The 18,361-nt window shown below is 67.5% G+C and carries 20 protein-coding genes and 1 riboswitch; of the genes, 12 read left to right on the top strand and 8 right to left on the bottom strand.

Features of this window, described 5'->3' with window-relative positions; translation table 11 throughout:
• Positions 1–22: 22 nt before the first annotated feature.
• The 5 genes from EL337_RS02920 to EL337_RS02900 are packed head-to-tail and all read right to left on the bottom strand — an operon-like array spanning position 23 to position 3,300.
• A complete protein-coding gene (locus tag EL337_RS02920) occupies positions 23–655 on the bottom strand; it encodes an LON peptidase substrate-binding domain-containing protein (RefSeq protein WP_048633118.1) in 633 nt (210 codons plus the stop codon).
• Position 656: 1 nt separating this feature from the next.
• Positions 657–1,823, bottom strand: coding sequence for a glutamate--cysteine ligase (locus EL337_RS02915; RefSeq protein WP_109860139.1), 1,167 nt, complete (start codon positions 1,821–1,823; stop codon positions 657–659).
• Positions 1,780–2,484, bottom strand: coding sequence for a superoxide dismutase[Cu-Zn] (gene sodC, locus EL337_RS02910; RefSeq protein ID WP_048633117.1), 705 nt, complete (start codon positions 2,482–2,484; stop codon positions 1,780–1,782). Before sodC ends, EL337_RS02915 begins: the two co-directional genes overlap by 44 nt.
• A gap of 10 nt (positions 2,485–2,494) precedes the next feature.
• Positions 2,495–2,950 (bottom strand): LytR C-terminal domain-containing protein, encoded by a 456-nt coding sequence (locus EL337_RS02905; protein WP_048633116.1) that lies wholly within the window; start codon positions 2,948–2,950, stop codon positions 2,495–2,497.
• Positions 2,951–2,991: 41 nt separating this feature from the next.
• Positions 2,992–3,300, bottom strand: a complete 309-nt coding sequence (locus EL337_RS02900; protein WP_011778008.1) for a nucleoid-associated protein NapA — start codon at positions 3,298–3,300, stop codon at positions 2,992–2,994.
• Between the two features lie 149 nt (positions 3,301–3,449).
• On the opposite strand from EL337_RS02900, the gene EL337_RS02895 reads away from it, so the two are divergent.
• The 3 genes from EL337_RS02895 to EL337_RS02885 are packed head-to-tail and all read left to right on the top strand — an operon-like array spanning position 3,450 to position 5,772.
• Complete coding sequence (locus EL337_RS02895; RefSeq protein ID WP_048633115.1) at positions 3,450–4,043, top strand: peptide deformylase; 594 nt, start codon at positions 3,450–3,452, stop codon at positions 4,041–4,043.
• Positions 4,044–4,046: 3 nt separating this feature from the next.
• Positions 4,047–4,952: an N-acetylglutamate synthase, CG3035 family gene (locus tag EL337_RS02890; protein WP_048633114.1), complete on the top strand. Its 906-nt coding sequence runs from the start codon at positions 4,047–4,049 to the stop codon at positions 4,950–4,952.
• A gap of 4 nt (positions 4,953–4,956) precedes the next feature.
• Positions 4,957–5,772 carry an exodeoxyribonuclease III gene (locus EL337_RS02885; RefSeq protein ID WP_048633113.1) on the top strand — a complete coding sequence of 272 codons (816 nt, stop codon included), beginning with the start codon at positions 4,957–4,959 and terminating at the stop codon, positions 5,770–5,772.
• Between the two features lie 41 nt (positions 5,773–5,813).
• Here EL337_RS02885 and EL337_RS02880 read toward each other — a convergent pair whose 3' ends face one another.
• The gene (locus EL337_RS02880; RefSeq protein ID WP_048633213.1) at positions 5,814–6,116 is read right to left on the bottom strand and encodes a hypothetical protein; all 303 of its coding nucleotides are present in this window, start codon (positions 6,114–6,116) and stop codon (positions 5,814–5,816) included.
• 207 nt (positions 6,117–6,323) lie between these two features.
• Between EL337_RS02880 and EL337_RS02875 the strand changes: the two genes are divergently transcribed.
• Together EL337_RS02875 and EL337_RS02870 are read left to right on the top strand one after the other, a co-directional pair.
• Positions 6,324–7,925 (top strand): HNH endonuclease signature motif containing protein, encoded by a 1,602-nt coding sequence (locus EL337_RS02875; protein WP_083443124.1) that lies wholly within the window; start codon positions 6,324–6,326, stop codon positions 7,923–7,925.
• An 11-nt stretch (positions 7,926–7,936) separates the two neighbouring features.
• Complete coding sequence (locus EL337_RS02870; RefSeq protein WP_048633214.1) at positions 7,937–8,317, top strand: DUF7715 family protein; 381 nt, start codon at positions 7,937–7,939, stop codon at positions 8,315–8,317.
• Here the strand turns inward: EL337_RS02870 and EL337_RS02865 are convergent.
• Complete coding sequence (locus tag EL337_RS02865) at positions 8,290–10,020, bottom strand: MFS transporter (protein WP_048633215.1); 1,731 nt, start codon at positions 10,018–10,020, stop codon at positions 8,290–8,292. The genes EL337_RS02870 and EL337_RS02865 overlap by 28 nt on opposite strands.
• A 116-nt stretch (positions 10,021–10,136) precedes the next feature.
• Positions 10,137–10,246, top strand: a riboswitch (TPP riboswitch).
• Here EL337_RS02865 and thiC point away from each other — a divergent pair.
• From thiC to EL337_RS02835, 6 genes are all read left to right on the top strand, one after another.
• Positions 10,238–11,791 carry a phosphomethylpyrimidine synthase ThiC gene (thiC, locus tag EL337_RS02860; RefSeq protein ID WP_048633216.1) on the top strand — a complete coding sequence of 518 codons (1,554 nt, stop codon included), beginning with the start codon at positions 10,238–10,240 and terminating at the stop codon, positions 11,789–11,791. Its footprint overlaps the riboswitch before it by 9 nt.
• Positions 11,788–12,624, top strand: a complete 837-nt coding sequence (thiD, locus tag EL337_RS02855) for a bifunctional hydroxymethylpyrimidine kinase/phosphomethylpyrimidine kinase (protein WP_048633217.1) — start codon at positions 11,788–11,790, stop codon at positions 12,622–12,624. Before thiC ends, thiD begins: the two co-directional genes overlap by 4 nt.
• Positions 12,621–13,235 (top strand): alpha/beta hydrolase family protein, encoded by a 615-nt coding sequence (locus tag EL337_RS02850; protein WP_048633218.1) that lies wholly within the window; start codon positions 12,621–12,623, stop codon positions 13,233–13,235. Before thiD ends, EL337_RS02850 begins: the two co-directional genes overlap by 4 nt.
• 14 nt (positions 13,236–13,249) lie before the next feature.
• On the top strand, positions 13,250–13,996 hold the full coding sequence (locus EL337_RS02845) for a DUF4190 domain-containing protein (protein ID WP_048633219.1): 747 nt from the start codon (positions 13,250–13,252) through the stop codon (positions 13,994–13,996).
• A 30-nt stretch (positions 13,997–14,026) separates the two neighbouring features.
• Positions 14,027–15,514 (top strand): flavin-containing monooxygenase, encoded by a 1,488-nt coding sequence (locus EL337_RS02840; protein ID WP_048633220.1) that lies wholly within the window; start codon positions 14,027–14,029, stop codon positions 15,512–15,514.
• 28 nt (positions 15,515–15,542) lie between these two features.
• The gene (locus tag EL337_RS02835) at positions 15,543–15,809 is read left to right on the top strand and encodes a DoxX-related protein (RefSeq protein ID WP_048633221.1); all 267 of its coding nucleotides are present in this window, start codon (positions 15,543–15,545) and stop codon (positions 15,807–15,809) included.
• Here the strand turns inward: EL337_RS02835 and EL337_RS02830 are convergent.
• A complete protein-coding gene (locus EL337_RS02830) occupies positions 15,776–17,002 on the bottom strand; it encodes a TetR/AcrR family transcriptional regulator (protein ID WP_048633222.1) in 1,227 nt (408 codons plus the stop codon). The two genes, EL337_RS02835 and EL337_RS02830, sit on opposite strands and share 34 nt — an antisense overlap.
• A gap of 22 nt (positions 17,003–17,024) precedes the next feature.
• Between EL337_RS02830 and EL337_RS02825 the strand changes: the two genes are divergently transcribed.
• Positions 17,025–18,269: an APC family permease gene (locus EL337_RS02825; protein ID WP_232786829.1), complete on the top strand. Its 1,245-nt coding sequence runs from the start codon at positions 17,025–17,027 to the stop codon at positions 18,267–18,269.
• Positions 18,270–18,361: the final 92 nt, after the last annotated feature.

Genomic DNA, 18,361 nt, shown 5'->3' with positions numbered 1-18,361 from the left:
GGCAGCACGATTCGTGCAGTGATCACTCGGAGAGCTGAAACTCCACCATCGCAACAACCGTGTCGACAGCCTCCGACAGCGCGGTGACCCGGGCTGCCACGCTCGGCGCAGCGAGCACCGCGTACCGGTCAGCCTGTCCCATCGGAAGCCGAGCGGTCAACGTGTACAGCCACGTCGCGATGTCGCCGGAATCGTCTGCACCGCGGACGATGTCGCGGGCGTTGACCTCTGCACCGCGCGCGGTGGCGATTCGCTCGAACAGCCCGACCATCCGGTCCTCGATGTCGCGAATGGCCGCGACGTCGACGGGGTCACCCGATTCGTCGCCCCACAGGTCGACCACGGCTTTGGGGTAGGGATCGTCGGGCAGCCACTCGATGACCCGGAACCGTTCCGCCATCGCACATCTGAGCTGATACAACCCCGTACCCAGATCGACGCACTCAGCGATGCGGGCCAGCGCGCCGACGTCACTGCGGGCGTCACCGCCGCCCACCTCGCGACCGGCTTCGATCAGCACGACGCCGAACACGGGGTCCTCGGCTGCCAGACAGGCCTGAACCAACGCGGCGTACCTCGGCTCGAAGATGCGCAGCGGCAACTCTTCACCGGGCAGCATCGCCACCTCGAGCGGAAACATGGGCAACGTCGGCACGTCAGAGAACCAGTTCGCCGACCAGTGCGTCCACCACCGCACGGAGGTCACCGTCGTGTTCCTCGGCGACCCTGCGCTGCCTCTGGTACGACGCGCCGTTGCGGTAGATGTCGGGGACCCGGGCGAGCTCGTCCACGCACCCCAGTTGTTTCGCGATGGGCTGCAGACGCTCGAGCAGGACGTCGAGGTCCTCGGTGACAAGCCGCTCGTTGCTGTCCGCGTCGAGGATGATGATGGCGTCGAGCCCGTAACGTGCTGCGCGCCACTTGTTTTCCTGCACATGCCAGGGCGGCATCACCGGTAACGACTCGCCCGCATCCATCCTGCGATCCAGGTCGACGATCAGGCAGTGCGTCAGGGCGACAAGCGCCGAGAGCTCGCGCAGGTTGGACACGCCGTCGAAGATCCTGACCTCGATGGTGCCCAGGTGTGGCGAAGGCCGGATGTCCCAACGGATCTCGTTCATATGATCGATGATCCCGGTCTTCTTCTGATCGCTGACGAAGCGTTCGAACTCGCGCCACTCCTGGAAGTGGAACGGCAGCCCGGCCGTCGGGAGCTGCTGGAACATCATGGCGCGGTTACTGGCATAGCCGGTGTCCTCGCCGTCCCAGAACGGGGACGACGCCGAGAGCGCCAGCAGATGCGGGTACTGGTGCAGCAGCGAGGTGATGATCGGCATGACCTTGTGCGCGGAGGAGATGCCCACGTGGACGTGGACGCCCCATATCGTCATCTGCCTGCCCCACCACTGGGTGCGTTTGATCAGCTCGGCATACCGCGGTGCGTCGGTGAGTTTCTGGGCCGACCAATCCGCGAACGGATGTGTGCCTGCACAGAACAACTCCATTCCCCGCTCGCGCACGACTGTCCGCACGGGCCGCAGTGTCGAGGCCAGATCATCCATGGCCTCGGCGGTGTTCTCGCAGATGCCGGTGACCACCTCGACGGTGTTGCGCAGCAATTCCTTGTGCACGTGCGGGTTCTCGCCGATCTCGTCGATCACCGAGGCGGCCTCGTTGCTGAGGTCCCGGGTCTTGGCATCGACCAGGGCGAACTCCCACTCGACGCCGAGGGTCGGCCGTACCGACCCCGCGAAATCGATGCGGCTACTGGACCTTCGGTCAGGATCCAGTGATGACACCGCAGGCGACCCGCGCTCCGGCATCGCCGGTCATCAGTGTGGTCTGATCCGGCGGCGGATCACCGTTGATCTGCTGGTACCGCTCCGGCGGGATGTTGGCGAAGTTGTCCGCCTTCTCGTGAATGATGATCGAGGTACCCGCGCCGTCGAGGAGCTCCTCGGCGGTGAACGCATCGGTGGTGGTCACCAGCATCGCCGAACCGTCCCCACGGACCTGTAGCGACGACAGGTCGCCGCTGGCCGGGTGTCCGCTGTTGCCCGGCGCCTGGAAGTGTCCGCCCGCTGAGTTGAAGTTCGCGGGCGCGCCTCCGGTCGGGGCGACCGAGTTCGCTTCACATCGGCCCACCGAATGGATGTGCATGCCGTGGAAGCCCGGAGCCAGTTCGCCCGCGGCGGTGGTCTGCACCGTCACGGTGGCGTAGTCGTCGGTGAACGCGATCTCGGCGGTGGCGACCGTCGTGCCGTCGGGCAGCTTAAGGTCGGCGCTGAGGGTCTGGCCGCCGGATTCACCCGAGGCGCCGCCCTCTCCCTCTTCACCGGGACCGGCCGACGGCGACGGTGAACCGGTCCACACCGAAGGAGTGGTGCCGGGTGTATCCGAGGGCACTTCCCCGGGGGGCGAGCACGCACTCAACACAAGCGCGGGCACTGCGAACAAGGTGGCGGCAGCGGCGGACCTGAGCATGTGCAAGAGCCTAGCCGGTGACCAGTACGACCACGCCCGGTGGCTGGTCGATCAGCTCGGGGACCCGCGGCGCGACCGGAGCCTCGAGCAATCGGCCCACGTCCTCGGCCGCCTGCTGCTCGCCCGGAGTCTCACCGAAGTACACCGTCGTCACCGTCACGCCCGGAACGGCGAGATTGCCGGGCTCGGGGACCGTCCAGCCGTCTTCTCGCAACCTGTCGGCCGTGGCGGCGCCGGCACCCGGGGTCTCGGAGATGTTGAACACGCGGACCTCGGGGCGCGCCGGCTCCTCGGTGGGTGAGGGCGTCGTCGTGGTCGTCGTCGTCACCGTGGTCGCGGTCGCCGACGAGTCGTCGTCCGAGCTGCTCAATGCCTGGAACCCGACGAGCAGGAACACGACGCCGAGAAACAGCAACACCATGACGATGGCGCGTAGGGGCAGTCCCGAGGATTCTCGCTGGTTCATCGGCGCCTACTGTATCGCGGGCCGGGACCGCCGCCGCCGACCTAAGTGACGTCGAATCCGAGGCGGCGTGCCGCGCGCGCCTTCTGCCTGCTGGCCCGCAGTCGCCGCAGACGTTTGACCAGCATCGGATCCGCGGCGAGCGCCTCCGGTCGGTCCACCAATGCGTTGAGCACCTGGTAATAGCGCGTCGCCGACATGGAGAACAGTTCCTTGATGGCGTCTTCCTTGGAGCCGGCGTACTTCCACCACTGACGCTCGAAGGCCAAGATGTCGTGCTCGCGACGGGTCAGACCGTCGGTGGGCTCCGTGTCGTCCCCGGAACGCTCAGCCCGCGCGATGGCGCCGTCCATATCGCTTTTTGGACCCTTCCGAATTCGAGAATGACATCAGTGTGGTTTCGGCGAGTATTCAATCACGGTTGGGTCACGCGCACCGTCATCAACGCCGCGAGTCGGCGGTGAAACTCCCGGCCGAAAGTCGGCCGCCTAAGCTTCCCCGCATGGCCGTTAGACCCATCCACATCGTGGGAGATCCCGTCCTGCACACCGCGACCGAACCGGTACCCCTCGGCGACGACGGTTCGCTGCCCGCTGACCTGGCTGATCTGATCACCGACCTCTACGACACCATGGACGCCGCGAACGGCGTCGGGTTAGCGGCCAACCAGATCGGCGTGGCCCTGCGCGTCTTCGTCTACGACTGCGCGGACGCCCGCGGGAAGACACTGCGCCGGCGGGGCGTGGTGGTCAACCCGGTGCTGGAGACCTCTGAGGTGCCCGAGACGATGCCGGACCCCGATGACGACGACGAAGGCTGCCTGTCGGTACCCGGAGAATCGTTCCCGACGGGCCGCGCGGATTGGGCGCGCGTGACGGGGCTGGACGCCGACGGGACGCCGATCACCCTTGAGGGGACCGACCTGTTCGCGCGGATGCTGCAGCACGAGACCGGTCACCTTGACGGTTTTCTCTACCTCGATCGGCTGGTGGGCCGCAACGCCCGCAGCGCGAAGAAAGCGGTGAAGTCCAACGGTTGGGGTGTCCCGGGGCTGACGTGGATGCCCGGCGAGGATCCCGATCCGTTCGGCCACTGACCGGTGACCGGGCTGCCTGACGTCGGGACCCGGGTCAGCCTGCGTTATCGGCTGCCTGCGGATTCGTCCCGTCCGCTGACCGACGTGGTCGGCCACCTCGTCGACGCGGGCCCCGACAGCGGTCAGGTGGTGCGGATTCGCACACGGCACGGTGAGGTGGTGGACGTGGCGCGCGACGACGTGATCGCCGTCCGCGTCGTGCCCGAGATGCCGGTGCGGACCGGGGAGATCCGCAACCTTGAACATGCCGCGGCGCTGGGTTGGCCCGGTGTGGAACACCAGTGGTGCGACGGCTGGCTGTTGCGCTTCGGCAACGGCGTCACCAGAAGAGCGAATTCCGCTGTGCCGATCCGCTATTCGTCTGCCGAGGAGATATCGGCCGCGATCGCCTGGTACGCCGAGCGGGGCGTGCCCGCGCTGGTGTCGGTGCCTGACCGGTTGTTGCGGCTGCCGCCCGGGGTGCCGGCGGATGCCGAAAACCTGGTCATGGTCCGGGATATCGCGGCGGGTCCCCTCACGGGGGTGACGGTTGCGGCGACCCCCGACGCCGCCTGGCTCGCGCTCTATCAGCGAGACGTGCCCGTCGAGGTGTTGACGGCGGTCGTCGACGGCGAGGTGGCCTTCGGGGAGCTGGCAGGCGCCGCGGTGGGACGGCTGGCGATCACGGAGGCGCCCGACGGCACCAGGTGGGCAGGACTGTCCGCGGTCCATGTCGCCGAGACGCATCGTCGTAAAGGCCTCGCGCGCAGCCTGTGCGCCGGATTGCTGGGCTATGCCGGCGAGCGCGGCGCCACCCGCGCGTACGTCCAGGTGGTCGCCGACAACACCGCGGCACGCACGCTGTACGAGTCGATGGGTTTCCGGGTGCACCACCGGTCACGCTACGTCCGCGCCGAGGACCTACTGTAAATCCATGCGCCTGGCCACCTGGAACGTCAACTCGATCCGCGCCAGGGTCGACCGCGTCGCCGACTGGCTGGAGCGTGCCGACGTCGACGTACTGGCCATGCAGGAGACGAAGTGCGCCGACGGTCAGTTCCCGACCATGCCGTTCGCAGCGCTGGGCTACGACGTGGTGCACCGCGGCTTCAGTCAATGGAACGGGGTGGCCATCGCCTCGCGGGTCGGCATCGAGGACGTCGAGGTGGGTTTCGACGGCCAGCCGACCTGGAGCGACAAGTCCGAGGTGGAGGCAGCCGCCGAGGCACGTGCCCTGGGCGCGACGTGTGGCGGTGTCCGAGTCTGGAGTCTCTACGTCCCCAACGGGCGTTCCATCGGGTCGCGCCACTACACCTACAAGCTGGAATGGCTTGCCGCCCTTCGTAACACCGCTTCGTCCTGGCTGCAGGACAACCCGACGGCACCGATCGCCATGGTCGGCGACTGGAACATCGCGCCCCTCGATGACGATGTGTGGGATATTTCGCTCTTCCAGGAGAGCACGCATGTCACCGAGCCAGAACGGAGCGCGTTCAACGCGATCGTCGACGCCGGGTTCACCGATGTGGCACGACCTTTCACGCCGGGTCCCGGGACATTCACCTACTGGGACTACACCCAGTTGCGCTTCCCGAAGAACCGAGGCATGCGCATCGATTTCATCCTGGGTTCACCCGCACTCGCCGAACGCGTCACGCACGCCGAGATCGCACGCGACGAGCGCAAGACCGGGAAGAACCGGGTAGGCACTCCCAGCGACCACGCACCGGTCGTCGTCGATCTCACATGAAAAAGGGGCGCCCAGTGGGCGCCCCTTTTCGGTGAAGCGGGTCAGCGGACGTCGACGTAGTAGACGTAGCCGGTGACGGTCTGCTGGTAGGTGCGGTCGTTGAAATCGTCCTGCACGGTGCCGCGGATCGGGCCGCCCTGCTTGACGCTGACGACGTCGGCCTCAGACAGCGAGGCGTCGGAGAGCTTGTTGACGATGACCCGGTTGCCCTGGGCTTCGAGCTGGCTGATGGTGGCCCGGGCGTCGCCGTTGCCGGTGGGGGCGGCCAGCGCGGGGGCGGCCAGGCCGAGGAATCCGGCGGTCAGGGCGGCGGCTGCGGTGGCGGTGATGGTGAGGTTCTTCATGGTTCTGCTCTTCCCTTGTGTGGGTCGGAGCCGTGGAGCGTGTCTCGCGGTTTCGACTTCTGGTGGTGATGGTGGTGGTGATGGTTCTTGGTGTTCTGATGATGTAAACCCGCAGCTCACGCGAATAATTCCGCTGGCAGAATTTGATCGGCGCCTGGCAGGAACCGACGACCTGACTTGTCGGTGGCTGGTGGCATACTCGAACACATGTTCGATCGCTCGCTTCCAGCTCCTGACGAGCTGGCCCGCGTGAGCGACGCCGAGCTGGTCCAGGCGATCACTGGATGGGCGGCCGCGTCGGCAGCCGCCGACGCCCGCAAGCTGGCCGCGATCGCCGAACTGGAGCGCCGCGCTTGCGCCGATGACGGACACGAACGTCGGGCCATCGACGGGACCGCCATCGCGGCTGCGCAGGTCTCCTGCGCGCTGAGCGTCGCCAGCGGAAAAGCCGTCGGCCTGCTGAATCTGGCCGTCACACTGCGCGATCGCCTTCCCAAGGTAGGAGCCCGGTTCATGGCCGGCCAGATCAGCCCGGCCATGATCACCACCATCGCGTGGCGGACCTTCCTCGTCAAACAATCAGCGCTGTCGGCCATCGACAGCGAGATCGCCGACCGCGCGCCAAGCTGGGGGCAACTCTCCGACAAGAAACTCGAAAGCGCCATCGACGTCTGGATCGACCGCCACGACCCCGACGCGGTCCGGCGTACCCGAAATGCGATGCGAGGCCGATACTTCAGCGTCGGGGACCGCAACGACGCAGCCACCGGCACCACATCGGTGCACGGCCGGTTGAGTAACACCGATGCCGCCCTGGTCCATGAGCGGCTGGCCGTCATGATCGCCGGCCCCTGCCCAGACGATCCCCGCACCATGGATCAACGCCGAGGCGATGCCGTGGGCGCCGCGCTAGGAGCAGGCTCGTTCTTCCTGGCCTGCACCTGTCCAAACCCCCACTGCCCAGCCAAAATCGATGATGGGCGTGCCACCAGCTTCGTCATCCACGTCATCGCCGAACAAGACTCCCTCGACGCCGATCCCGACCCCCAGCTCCACGGCGAAGATCGCGCCCGCACCCCAGAGCCCGAGGTTGCGCCCGACCCGCGTCCCGAACCCCAACGTCGCAGGAAATCGGCGGTGATCCCGGCGCTCAACGGCGCGATCGTGCCCGCCCCACTACTGGCTGAGCTGATCATCGGCGGCGCCCGGATCCGGCTCGTCAAGCCGGGCAATCTCGACACCGAACCCGGCTATCGCCCCTCCGCCGCGTTGCAGCGGTTCGTGACCACTCGCGACCTCACTTGCCGCTTCCCCGGCTGCACCCGCCCCGCCGAAAAGGCCGATATCGACCACACCGTGCCCTGGCCCACCGGGCTTACTCACCCCGCCAACGTCAAGTGCTATTGCCGAGAACATCACCTGGTCAAGACCTTCGTCCCCGGCTGGTCTGACCGGCAGTACCCCGACGGCACCGTCACCGTCACCACCGCTGCCGGGCTGACCTACACCACCAAACCGTTGACCACGCTGCTGTTTCCGAGCTGGAACACCAGCACCCCACCGCCCCCAGCCAGCCCGACACCACCGGCACCACCACACCCCGGCCGGCACCTGATGATGCCCACCCGCCGGCGCACCCGGGCCCAGAACCGGGCCGCCCGCATCACCGCCGAACGCAAACTCAATGCCCAGGAACGCGCCCGCGCAACCGTGCCCACCATGCCGCCCGCGTCGCCGCACACGTCACCCGACAGCTACTGGGACACCCCCACCGACCACGAAGGTGACGACGATCCACCACCGTTCTAGGAGAAGTTCACATGAGGATCCTTGTGGCGACCGGCCATACACAGGGCACACACCCGGGCGACTATCACTACTGCATCGAAGGGGAACTGGTCTGGGTCCAGGAGCCCTGCGACCGAGACCTCCGCGATCCGGACGGACCCTGCGGGTGCGGGCGGGGCTTTGCCGGCGCGGCGTCGCATCGAGCCACCACAACCGCGATGGTGGTCGAGTCCGAACTCGACTGCCAGGACCTCGTTCTCGCGTTCCGGACGAGCCTCGGTGATGGAGGGTGGCCGGTCGAGTGGGCCGAAGAGGTCGCCGACCAGAACCTAGACATCGCCTCGCGGCTTCCCGTCGGCGCCATCGTCACCAGAAGCCTGGAGAACTACTTCGTGCGCGGAGCCGTGCCTTGAGCGTCGGCGAGGGTCTCGGCGTAGCGGCCGGGATTGAACAGCGAGGCGATCAGGCCGATCACCATCATCGCTGCCGCCGCGACGAACACCACGACCAGTCCGGCGTGGAACGGCTCGATGATCAGGTGGGGGAAGAACGACTGCCCGGTCAGCACTTCGGCGTTGACACCCGGCTGCTGGAGCGCGTGGTAAGGCTCGAGCAACTCGGCGATCGGGTTGTAACCGAGGAACGCGGCGAACAGGCTGCCGACCGGCGGAAGGTCGGCCACCTGCTGAGCAACGTCGGCCGAAACGCCCTGCGCCTGAAGGCCGCTGGTGAGCGCACCGGGCAGGGTGTTGGCCAGTCCGACGATCATGAGGGAGAAGAAGATTCCGATCGACAGTGACGAGCCGGCATTGAAGAACGTCGCGCGCACACCGGAGGCCGCACCGCGTTCCGCGGCGGGGACGCTGGACATGATGGCCGCGGTGTTGGGCGCGGTGAAGATGCCGCCACCGACTCCGTTCAGGAAGATCAGGAGCGCGAAGATCCAGTAGTCGAAGTCGACGGGGATCATCACCAGCGCGAGGAACGACGCCGCCATCAACCCCATGCCGCCCACGGTCAGCGGCCTGGCGCCGTAGCGGTCCGACAGCCAACCTGCGACCGGCCCGGCGATCAGGAAGCCCACCGTGATCGGCAGCATGTAGATCGCCGCCCACAACGGCGTGGATTCGAAGTCGTACCCGCGCAACGGAAGCCAAATGCCCTGCAGCCAGATGATCAGCATGAACTGCAGGCCACCGCGACCCATGGACGACATCAACCCGGCGAGGTTCCCCATCCCGAATGCCGCCGACCGGAACAGCCGAATGTTGACCATCGGCTGCGCCACCCGCAACTCGACCACACAGAACACCACGAGCAGGGCCAACCCCGCCGCGATGGAGCCGAGCACCCAGGGGTTGGTCCATCCGGTCGTCGACTCGCCGTAGGGCTGGATTCCGTAGGTGATACCGGTCAGCAGCACCGTCAGTCCGATTCCGAACGTCAGCGTCCCCGCCCAATCAAGCTTTCCCGGGGTGCGCACCCCCATCTCGCGCAAAGACCGCAGGCTCCAGATGGTGCCCGCCAGCCCGATCGGCACCCCGACCCAGAAGATCGGCTGCCAGTGCCACTCGGAGAGCACGCCACCGACCAGCAGACCGAGGAACGACCCGGCGACCGCGGACACCATGTTGACCCCGAGCGCCATGCCGCGCTGGTTGGCCGGGAACGCATCGGTCAGGATCGCCGACGACGACGCCATCAGCATCGCGCCGCCGATCCCCTGGATCACCCGCCACGCGATCAGCCAGATCGCGCCACCGTCCAGCTGGAACGGATCGAAGGACAGCGCGATGGCCGCGACGGTGAACACCGCGAATCCGACGTTGTAGATGCGCACCCGCCCGAACATGTCGCCGAGACGCCCGAACGGCACCACCAGCACGGCGGTCACCACCAGATAGCCCATCAGCATCCACAGCAGGTAACTGATATTGGCGGGTGCCAGCGGATTCAGCCCGATTCCGCGGAAGATCGCCGGCAGCGAGATCAGCACGATCGAGGCGTTGATCGTCGCCAGCAACGTGCCCAGCGTGGTGTTCGACAGGACGATCCACTTGTAGTGCGGATGTCCTGCGGCCACGCCGTCGGTCGCTCTCTCGATCTTCGTCGTCATTGCCTGCCCGCCTTCCCCGCGAAAACACATATATTAGCTATGCAAATCTTCGGTGGGCAATTCGAGACCGCGGCGCCCTGTTCCCTGAGGGCGATCGCTGCGCTAGCGTGGCACCCGTCACCGAACGCGGGAGCGCGTACCGAGCGCGCTGAGAGGACGGGTAGGCCCGTCGACCGTACGAACCTGACCGGGTAATGCCGGCGTAGGGAGAATGCGAATGTCCGACGTTGTCTTCACCATCTCCGATGTCACCAGCGGCCCCATCCAGGGCAGCTCCAAGGTCTACCGCAACGGCGTGCCGTTCCGGCGAGTCCACCTCACCACCGGCGAGCACCTCGACCTCTATGACACCTCCGGGCCGTACACCGACCGCGACGCCGTCATCGATCTGTCCGCCGGACTGCCGCGGCGGCCGGTGATTCGCGACCGCGGCACGCAGCTGCAGCGCGCCCGAGCCGGTGAGATCACCGCCGAGATGGCCTTCGTCGCCGAACGTGAACGCGTCCCAGCAGAACTCGTGCGCGACGAGGTGGCACGCGGCCGCGCCGTGATACCGGCCAACCACCACCACCCCGAGGCCGAACCGATGATCATCGGTAAGGCGTTCGCGGTGAAGGTCAACGCGAACATCGGCAATTCGGCGGTGAGTTCCTCGATCGCCGAGGAGGTCGACAAGATGGTGTGGGCCACCCGCTGGGGCGCGGACACCATCATGGACCTGTCCACCGGCCGCGACATCCACCAGACGCGTGAGTGGATCCTGCGCAATTCGCCCGTGCCCGTGGGCACCGTGCCGATGTACCAGGCGCTGGAGAAAGTCGGCGGCGACCCGGTCAAACTGAATTGGGATGTCTACCGCGACACCGTGATCGAGCAGTGCGAGCAGGGTGTGGACTACATGACGGTGCACGCAGGCGTGCTGCGGAGCCATATTCCGCTGACGGTCAACCGGGTGACCGGCATCGTGAGCCGCGGTGGGTCGATCATGGCGGCATGGTGTCTGGCCCACGCCCAGGAGTCGTTCCTCTACACCCACTTCGCCGAGCTCTGCCAGATTCTGGCGCGCTACGACGTGACGTTCTCCCTCGGCGACGGCCTGCGGCCCGGCTCGATAGCCGACGCCAACGACGACGCGCAGTTCGCCGAGCTGCGCACCCTCGGTGAGCTCACCACGATCGCGAAATCCCATGGCGTGCAGGTGATGATCGAAGGTCCAGGACACGTACCGATGCACAAGATCGTCGAGAACGTCCGCCTGGAGCAGGAACTCTGCGAGGAGGCGCCCTTCTACACGCTCGGCCCACTGGCCACCGACATCGCGCCCGCCTACGACCACATCACCTCGGCGATCGGCGCGGCGATCATCGCCCAGGCCGGAACCGCGATGCTGTGCTACGTGACACCCAAGGAACATCTCGGCCTGCCGAACCGCAGGGACGTCAAGGACGGGGTGATCGCCTACAAGATCGCCGCGCACGCCGCCGACCTGGCCAAGGGACACCCCCACGCCCAGGAGCGTGACGACGCTCTATCGAAGGCGCGCTTCGAGTTCCGCTGGGAAGACCAGTTCAACCTGTCGCTGGATCCCGACACCGCCCGCGAGTTCCACGACGAAACCCTGCCCGCCGAGCCCGCCAAGACGGCACACTTCTGCTCCATGTGCGGACCCAAGTTCTGCTCGATGCGGATCAGCCACGACGTGCGGGAGGCGATGGCCGACAGCGACCATGACCACGACAACCGGGTGTTCCTTCCGGTGGTGACGTCATGAAGTTCCTGCCTCTTGCCCCGCCCGGCCAGGCGCCGCTGCGGGTCATGACCATCGCCGGATCTGACTCCGGTGGCGGGGCGGGGATCCAGGCCGACATGCGCACCTTCGCCATGCTCGGCATCCACGGGCTGGTGGCACTCACCGCGGTTACCGTGCAGAACTCCGTGGGCGTCAAGGGTTTCCACGAGATCCCGCTGGACATCGTCGCCGGCCAGATCGAGGCCGTTACCTCCGACATCGGGGCGCAGGCCGCCAAGACCGGCATGCTCGCGTCGTCGGAGATCATCGAAACCATCGCCGAGACCTGGGTGGCGCAGGGACTCGACGGCACCGTTCCTCTGGTGGTCGATCCGGTCTGCGCGTCGATGCACGGCGACCCGCTTCTGCACCCCAGCGCCCTCGATGCCGTCAAGCACACGCTCTTTCCGCTGGCCACGCTGGTGACGCCGAACCTCGACGAGGTGCGCCTGATCACCGGTATCGACGTCGTCGACGCCGATACCCAGCGCGCCGCCGCACGGGCACTGCATGACCTCGGCCCACGGTGGACCCTGGTCAAGGGTGGGCACCTGCGCGGGTCCTCCCACAGCCCGGATCTGCTGTTCGACGGCACGGCGTTCCACGAGTTCGACTCTGTCCGCATCGACACCGGCCATGACCACGGCGCGGGTGACACCCTGGCCGCTGCCATCGCCAGCGCCATGGCGCACGGCTACTCCGTGCCCGACGCCGTCGCGTTCGGCAAGCGATGGGTGACCGAATGTCTGCGTGCGGCATACCCGTTGGGCCACGGTCACGGTCCGGTGTCGCCCCTGTTCCGGCTGGGCACATGACACTGGAGGACATCGCGGGCGTCGCGCACGAACCCGACGGCACCCCCGTGGGCGTCGTCGCGCTGACGCACGGGGCCGGCGGCAGCCGTGAGTCACCGATGCTGCGAGCCGTGTGCGACGAGTGGGCCAGCCGCGGCTGGCTGGCCGTCCGCTACAACCTGCCGTTCCGGCGACGCCGGCCGAAGGGTCCGCCGTCCGGCTCGTCGGCCGGCGATATCGCCGGCATCGTCGAGGCGGTGGCCGCGGTGCGCACCCTCGCCGACGGCCCTGTCGTCGCCGGCGGCCATTCCTACGGGGGCCGGTTGACGTCCATGGCGGTCGCGGACGGTCTGGAGCTCGACGTCTTGACGCTGTTCTCCTATCCACTGCATCCGCCCGGCAAGCCCGAGCGCGCCCGCACCGAGCACCTGCCACGCATCACGGTGCCCACCGTCTTCACCCACGGGACCGCGGATCCATTCGGCACCATCGACGAGATCCGCCCCGCCGCCGCCCTGATCGGCGCGGCCACCGACATCGTCGAGATCACCGGCGCCCGCCACGACCTCGGCTCCAAGAAACTCGACGTGCCGGCGCTGGCGGTCGATGGGGCGCTCCGGCTGCTCGGCTGAGCTATCGTCGCAGCGTGACCGTCCCGCCGCCCGGGCCCCCAGGGCCGCCACCTCAGCAGCCGTATGGCATGCCGCCGGGCGGCCCCTACGGGCAGCCGCCGGCGGGTCCGTACGGCCCGCCGCCCGGTGGCCCCTACGGCGCGTATCCCCCACCACCACCCCTGCCGTACCCGAGCGGACCGGATGAGCCGTACTACGGCCAGTCGCCGCCACCGAGGACGAACTGGTGGGCGATCGTCTCGTTGATCTTCGGGCTCATCGGCGGTGTGCTGATCGGCTGGGTGTGCGGCGTCGTGGGCCTGAAGAAGGCCAAGGAGTACCAGAGCGGCCGCGGTCTGGCGATCGCCGGCATCGTGCTCTCGACCCTGTGGGCGATCGGACTGGTCATCGTCGTCACGCTGGCCGTCACCAGCGACACCGTCACGGCCACCAACGTCGCCGTTGGCGACTGCCTCGCCGAGATCCCCGACGGCGAGCGCGTGCTGACGGTCACCACGATCGGCTGCGACCAGCCGCACGCCGGCGAGGTATTCGCCGTGCTGACGATGCCCGACGGCGATTTCCCCGGGCAGGCCGCGATCGAGGCCTACCACGAGAAATGCAGTCCCGAGCTGGCCGAGTATTCGCCGGAGTCGTTGCTGGACGACCAGGTCCAGCTCTATGTCCTCTACCCCACCGCCGAGACGTGGGAAAACGGCGACCGCTCCGTGACCTGCATCGCAACGCTGGATCCGCCGCGCACCGGGTCGCTCAAAGGCTGAGTTTCCGCGGACCTCGGGTACCGTTTACGCATGCCTTCGGAGCACTTCGACGCAGTCATCGTGGGCGCCGGGTTTGCGGGAATCGGCGCTGCCATCCAGCTCAAGCGGCTGGGCATCGAGAATTTCGTGATCCTGGACAGGGAAGACGATCTGGGCGGGACCTGGTACGTCAACCACTACCCCGGCCTCGCGGTAGACGTTCCCACCACCACGTATTCGTACTTCTTCGAGCCCAACCCGAACTGGTCGCGGCTGTTCTCCACCGGCGACGAGATCAAGCGCTACGCCGACGACGTCGCCGACAAGTACGGCGTGCGCCGCCACATGCGCTTCGGCGTGGCGGTCGAGGGTGCGCGCTGGGACGAGGAAGCCACGCTGTGGCGGGTGAATCTCACCGGCGGTGAGACGCTGGCCACCCGCTACCTGATCACTGCCACAGGGTTCCTGTCGCAGCCCCACATGCCCGACATCCCCGGCATCGCGGAGTTCGACGGGCGCATCATCCACACGACCGCGTGGGACGACTCGTACGACCCGACCGGCGAGAGGGTCGCGGTCATCGGCACCGGCGCCACTGCCGTGCAGTTGATCCCGGAGCTGGCCAAGAAGGCCGCCGACCTCACGGTCTATCAACGCACGCCGATCTGGGTGGTCCCCAAGGTCGACTTCAGGTTCTCGGAACGCGCCAAGCGGCTGTTCGCGCGGGTCCCGTTGGCCCAGCGCGCCATTCGTGCAGTCACCGACGCCATCTACGAGGCCATGGTGTCGGTGGCGGTGTTGCACAACCGCCAGACCCGCGGGCGGTTCAACATCGGGGCCAGCGATCTGGCCAAGATGCACCGGTTCGCCACCGTCCGGGACAAGGAACTGCGGGACAGGCTCACGCCGGATTACGACTTCGGATGCAAGCGGCCGACTTTCTCCAACAGCTACTACCGCACGTTCACCAAACCGCACGTGCATCTGCAGGACAACGGAATCGCCCGGATCGAATCCGACGGCGTCGTCGCCAAAGACGGCACCAAGACCACTATCGACACGCTGGTGCTGGCGACCGGCTTCGACCTCTGGGAAGCCAATTTCCCGGCCATCGAGGTCATCGGACGTGACGGCCGCAACCTCGGAAAGTGGTGGCGTGAGACCAGATTCCAGGCATATCAGGGTGTCTCGATGCCGTACTTCCCCAACTACCTGTCGCTGGCCAGCCCGTACGCATTCCTCGGATTGAACTTCTTCAACACGATGGAATACCAGATGCGGCACATGGATCGTCTCTTTGGTGAGGTGAAGCGCCGCGGCGCAACGACTTTCGAGATCACCGAAGATGCCAACGCCCGGTACCTGGACCGCATGACCGAGCTGCTCGGCGACTCGCTGTTCACCAACGGCAACTGCACGTCGGCGCGGTCCTACTACTACAACCCCGCCGGCGAACCGACTCTGCTGCGCCCGACCTCGACCCGGGCCGCGATCCGGGAGGCCTCGGATTTCCCGATCACCGACTACGCCATCACCTAGCCCTCAGGCCATCGACTAGGATCCGGCTGTGTCCAAAGAAAACTCGCGTGCCGCCAGCATCGGCGGGCTGGCTCTCGCCGCCACCGGCGTCTCCCACTTCGTCGCCCCTCAGGTCTACGAGGGGATCACCAAGGCGGCCTTCCCGACCAACACCCGCCAGCACGTCTACATCGACGGCGCCGTCGAGACCGCTGTCGGACTGGGCCTCGCGGTGCAGCGGACGCGCAAGATCGCCGTCGTCGGGCTCGTCGTGTACCTGCTCTACATGATGGGTAACGTCGTCCGTAACCGGTAGCGGCCCAGCAGCGCCACGTCGACCAGGCCCTGCACAGTCTCCCGCGCCTCGCGCGAGTCCGCGTACCGGACCCGGCGGCCCAGATCGATCACCAGTGCCATCGCCGCATGCACGGCGAAACGTGCCTCCGCCGGCGTCCACTCCGGCCGCACGGCGACCACCAACTGGACCCACGAGTCCACCGTCGAGCGCTGCAGGTCGCGGATGATGCGCTGATCCGCGGGGGACATGTTGAGCCGCTCGCTGTAGTAGACACATTCGATCTCGGGGTGATCGAACGACCGCGTCACGTAGGCGTCGATCACGGCGGCGAGGGCGTCGTCCGGCTCTGACGCGGCGGCGACGATAGCCGCCAATTCGGCCGACACCCGGTCGGAGGCACGCCGGAAGATCGCGGCGAGGATGTCGTTCTTGCCGGAAAAGAACTTGTAGATACCGGAAGTCGGCATCCCGACCGCTGACGCGATGTCGTCCATGCTGGTGTCGCGATACCCGTCGATGCTGAACAGTCGCGTCGACTCGGTGAGCAGGGCCTCGTACTTCGACGTGTCGGCCGCAGGCACGTCCGTCGCGACGCCCTCCGGATACCTCGGCAGGTCACCGGGCAGCTCGGCGGCCAGCACTGCCCGCGTGATCTGCGCGAGCACCCGATGCACCTGCGCCGCAGGGAGCTTGGCGCGGTGATCAACGGTGCTGCCGACGATCGACAGCACCGCGGTCGACAACGTGGAGCGCTGCCGTGCCGTGAGCTCCGGCCGCAACGCAGTCAGCGGGGCGTGGAGGCGCCGGTGCACCGTGCGGATCTGCTCCGCGAGGGCAGCCTGGTCGTCCCCGCGGAGATACCTTCCCTCCCACCGGTAGAGGCCGCCGGCGTTGCGGTTGGCCAGTGCGGTGTCCACCAGTGCCGACACCAGCTGATCGAGCACCACGTCCGGGTCGTCCCCGTCTATGTCCGCCGTGCCGTCCACCAGCTGCTGGCCCAGGTTGAGCACCGCGTCGCGGAACAGCTCGTACTTGCTCGAATAGTGGCGATACAGGGCCGCCGCGGAGATACCCACCCGCGACGCGATCATCTCCATGCTGACGCCGTGATACCCGAGCTCGCTGAAAGCCTCGGCCGACGCGCGCGCAATCTGCGCCTTCCGGTCTTTCGGCCGACGTCGGGTGCCGTTGTCACCAGCGGAGTGCACCACCGTGCCACGATATCGTGGGCGCGTGAGCGTGCCCGGCGAGTCGGTCCTGCGGCGACGTCTCGGGATCGTCGACACCGTCACGCTGGGACTCGGGTCGATGATCGGCGCGGGAATCTTCGTCGCGCTCGCCCCGGCTGCGGCTGCGGCAGGGACCGGTCTGCTGATCGGTCTGGCGGTGGCGGCGGTGGTCGCGGTGTGCAACGCGATGTCCTCGGCGCGACTGGCGGCGCGTTATCCGCAGTCCGGGGGCACCTACGTGTACGGGCGCGAACGCCTCGGTCCGTTCTGGGGCCACACGGCGGGGTGGAGCTTCATCGTCGGCAAGACCGCCTCCTGCGCGGCGATGGCGCTGACCGTGGGCTACTACGCCTGGCCCGCCTATGCCAACGCCGTGGCGGCCGGGTCGGTGATCGCGCTGACGGCAGTGAGCTACGCCGGGGTCCAGAGGTCGGCGGGGCTCACCCGGGTCATCGTGGCATTCACGCTCGCCGTGCTGACCATGGTGGTGGTCGTCGTCTTCGGTTCCGGCGGCACCGAAACAGCCCGGCTCGCGTTCGGATCCGACGTCACCCCGTACGGCGTCCTCCAGGCCGCCGGACTGTTGTTCTTCGCCTTCGCCGGTTACGCCCGCATAGCCACCCTGGGCGAGGAGGTTCGCGACCCGGCCCGCACCATCCCACGGGCCGTCGCGCTCTCGCTGGCCATCACCCTGGTGGTGTACGCCGTGGTCGCGGTCGCCGTGATCGCCGAGCTCGGCAACACCGGGCTGGCCGCGGCGAGCGCGCCGCTGTCGGAGGCGGTGCGTGCCGCAGGCGTGCCCGCTCTGGTGCCGGTGGTCGGCGCAGGCGCCGCCGTCGCCGCACTGGGAGCGTTGCTGGCGCTGCTGCTCGGGGTCTCCAGGACCATGTTGGCGATGGCGCGGGACGGCTACCTGCCTCGTTCGCTGGCCGCCGTCCACCCGCGCCATGCCACCCCGCACCGGGCCGAGGTCGCGGTCGGTGTCGTGGTTGCCGTGGCCGCGGCATTCGTCGACGTGCGCAGCGCGGTCGGTTTCTCGTCGTTCGGTGTGCTGCTCTACTACGCGATCGCCAACGCCGCCGCGTGGACTCTCGGCCGCCGCCTCGTGCCGGCGATCGGGTTGTTCGGCTGCCTGACCCTGGCCGTCACCCTTCCGTGGCCGTCGGTGCTGGCGGGTTTCGCGGTGGCGCTGGTGGGCGTGATCGCCTACCGGGTGGCCAGCCGAACGCGCGACACGGACCATCCGTAAACATGCCGTCAAGGCGGGCCCGACGCGCCGTAAGGAATCCGTAGGGGCGGCCGCAGACACCCCGGCGACGCGTTACAGATGAGGTGTGTACC

This window comes from Mycolicibacterium aurum (assembly GCF_900637195.1).
Taxonomy (GTDB): domain Bacteria; phylum Actinomycetota; class Actinomycetes; order Mycobacteriales; family Mycobacteriaceae; genus Mycobacterium; species Mycobacterium aurum.
This window is presented reverse-complemented; position numbering and strand designations above follow the sequence as displayed.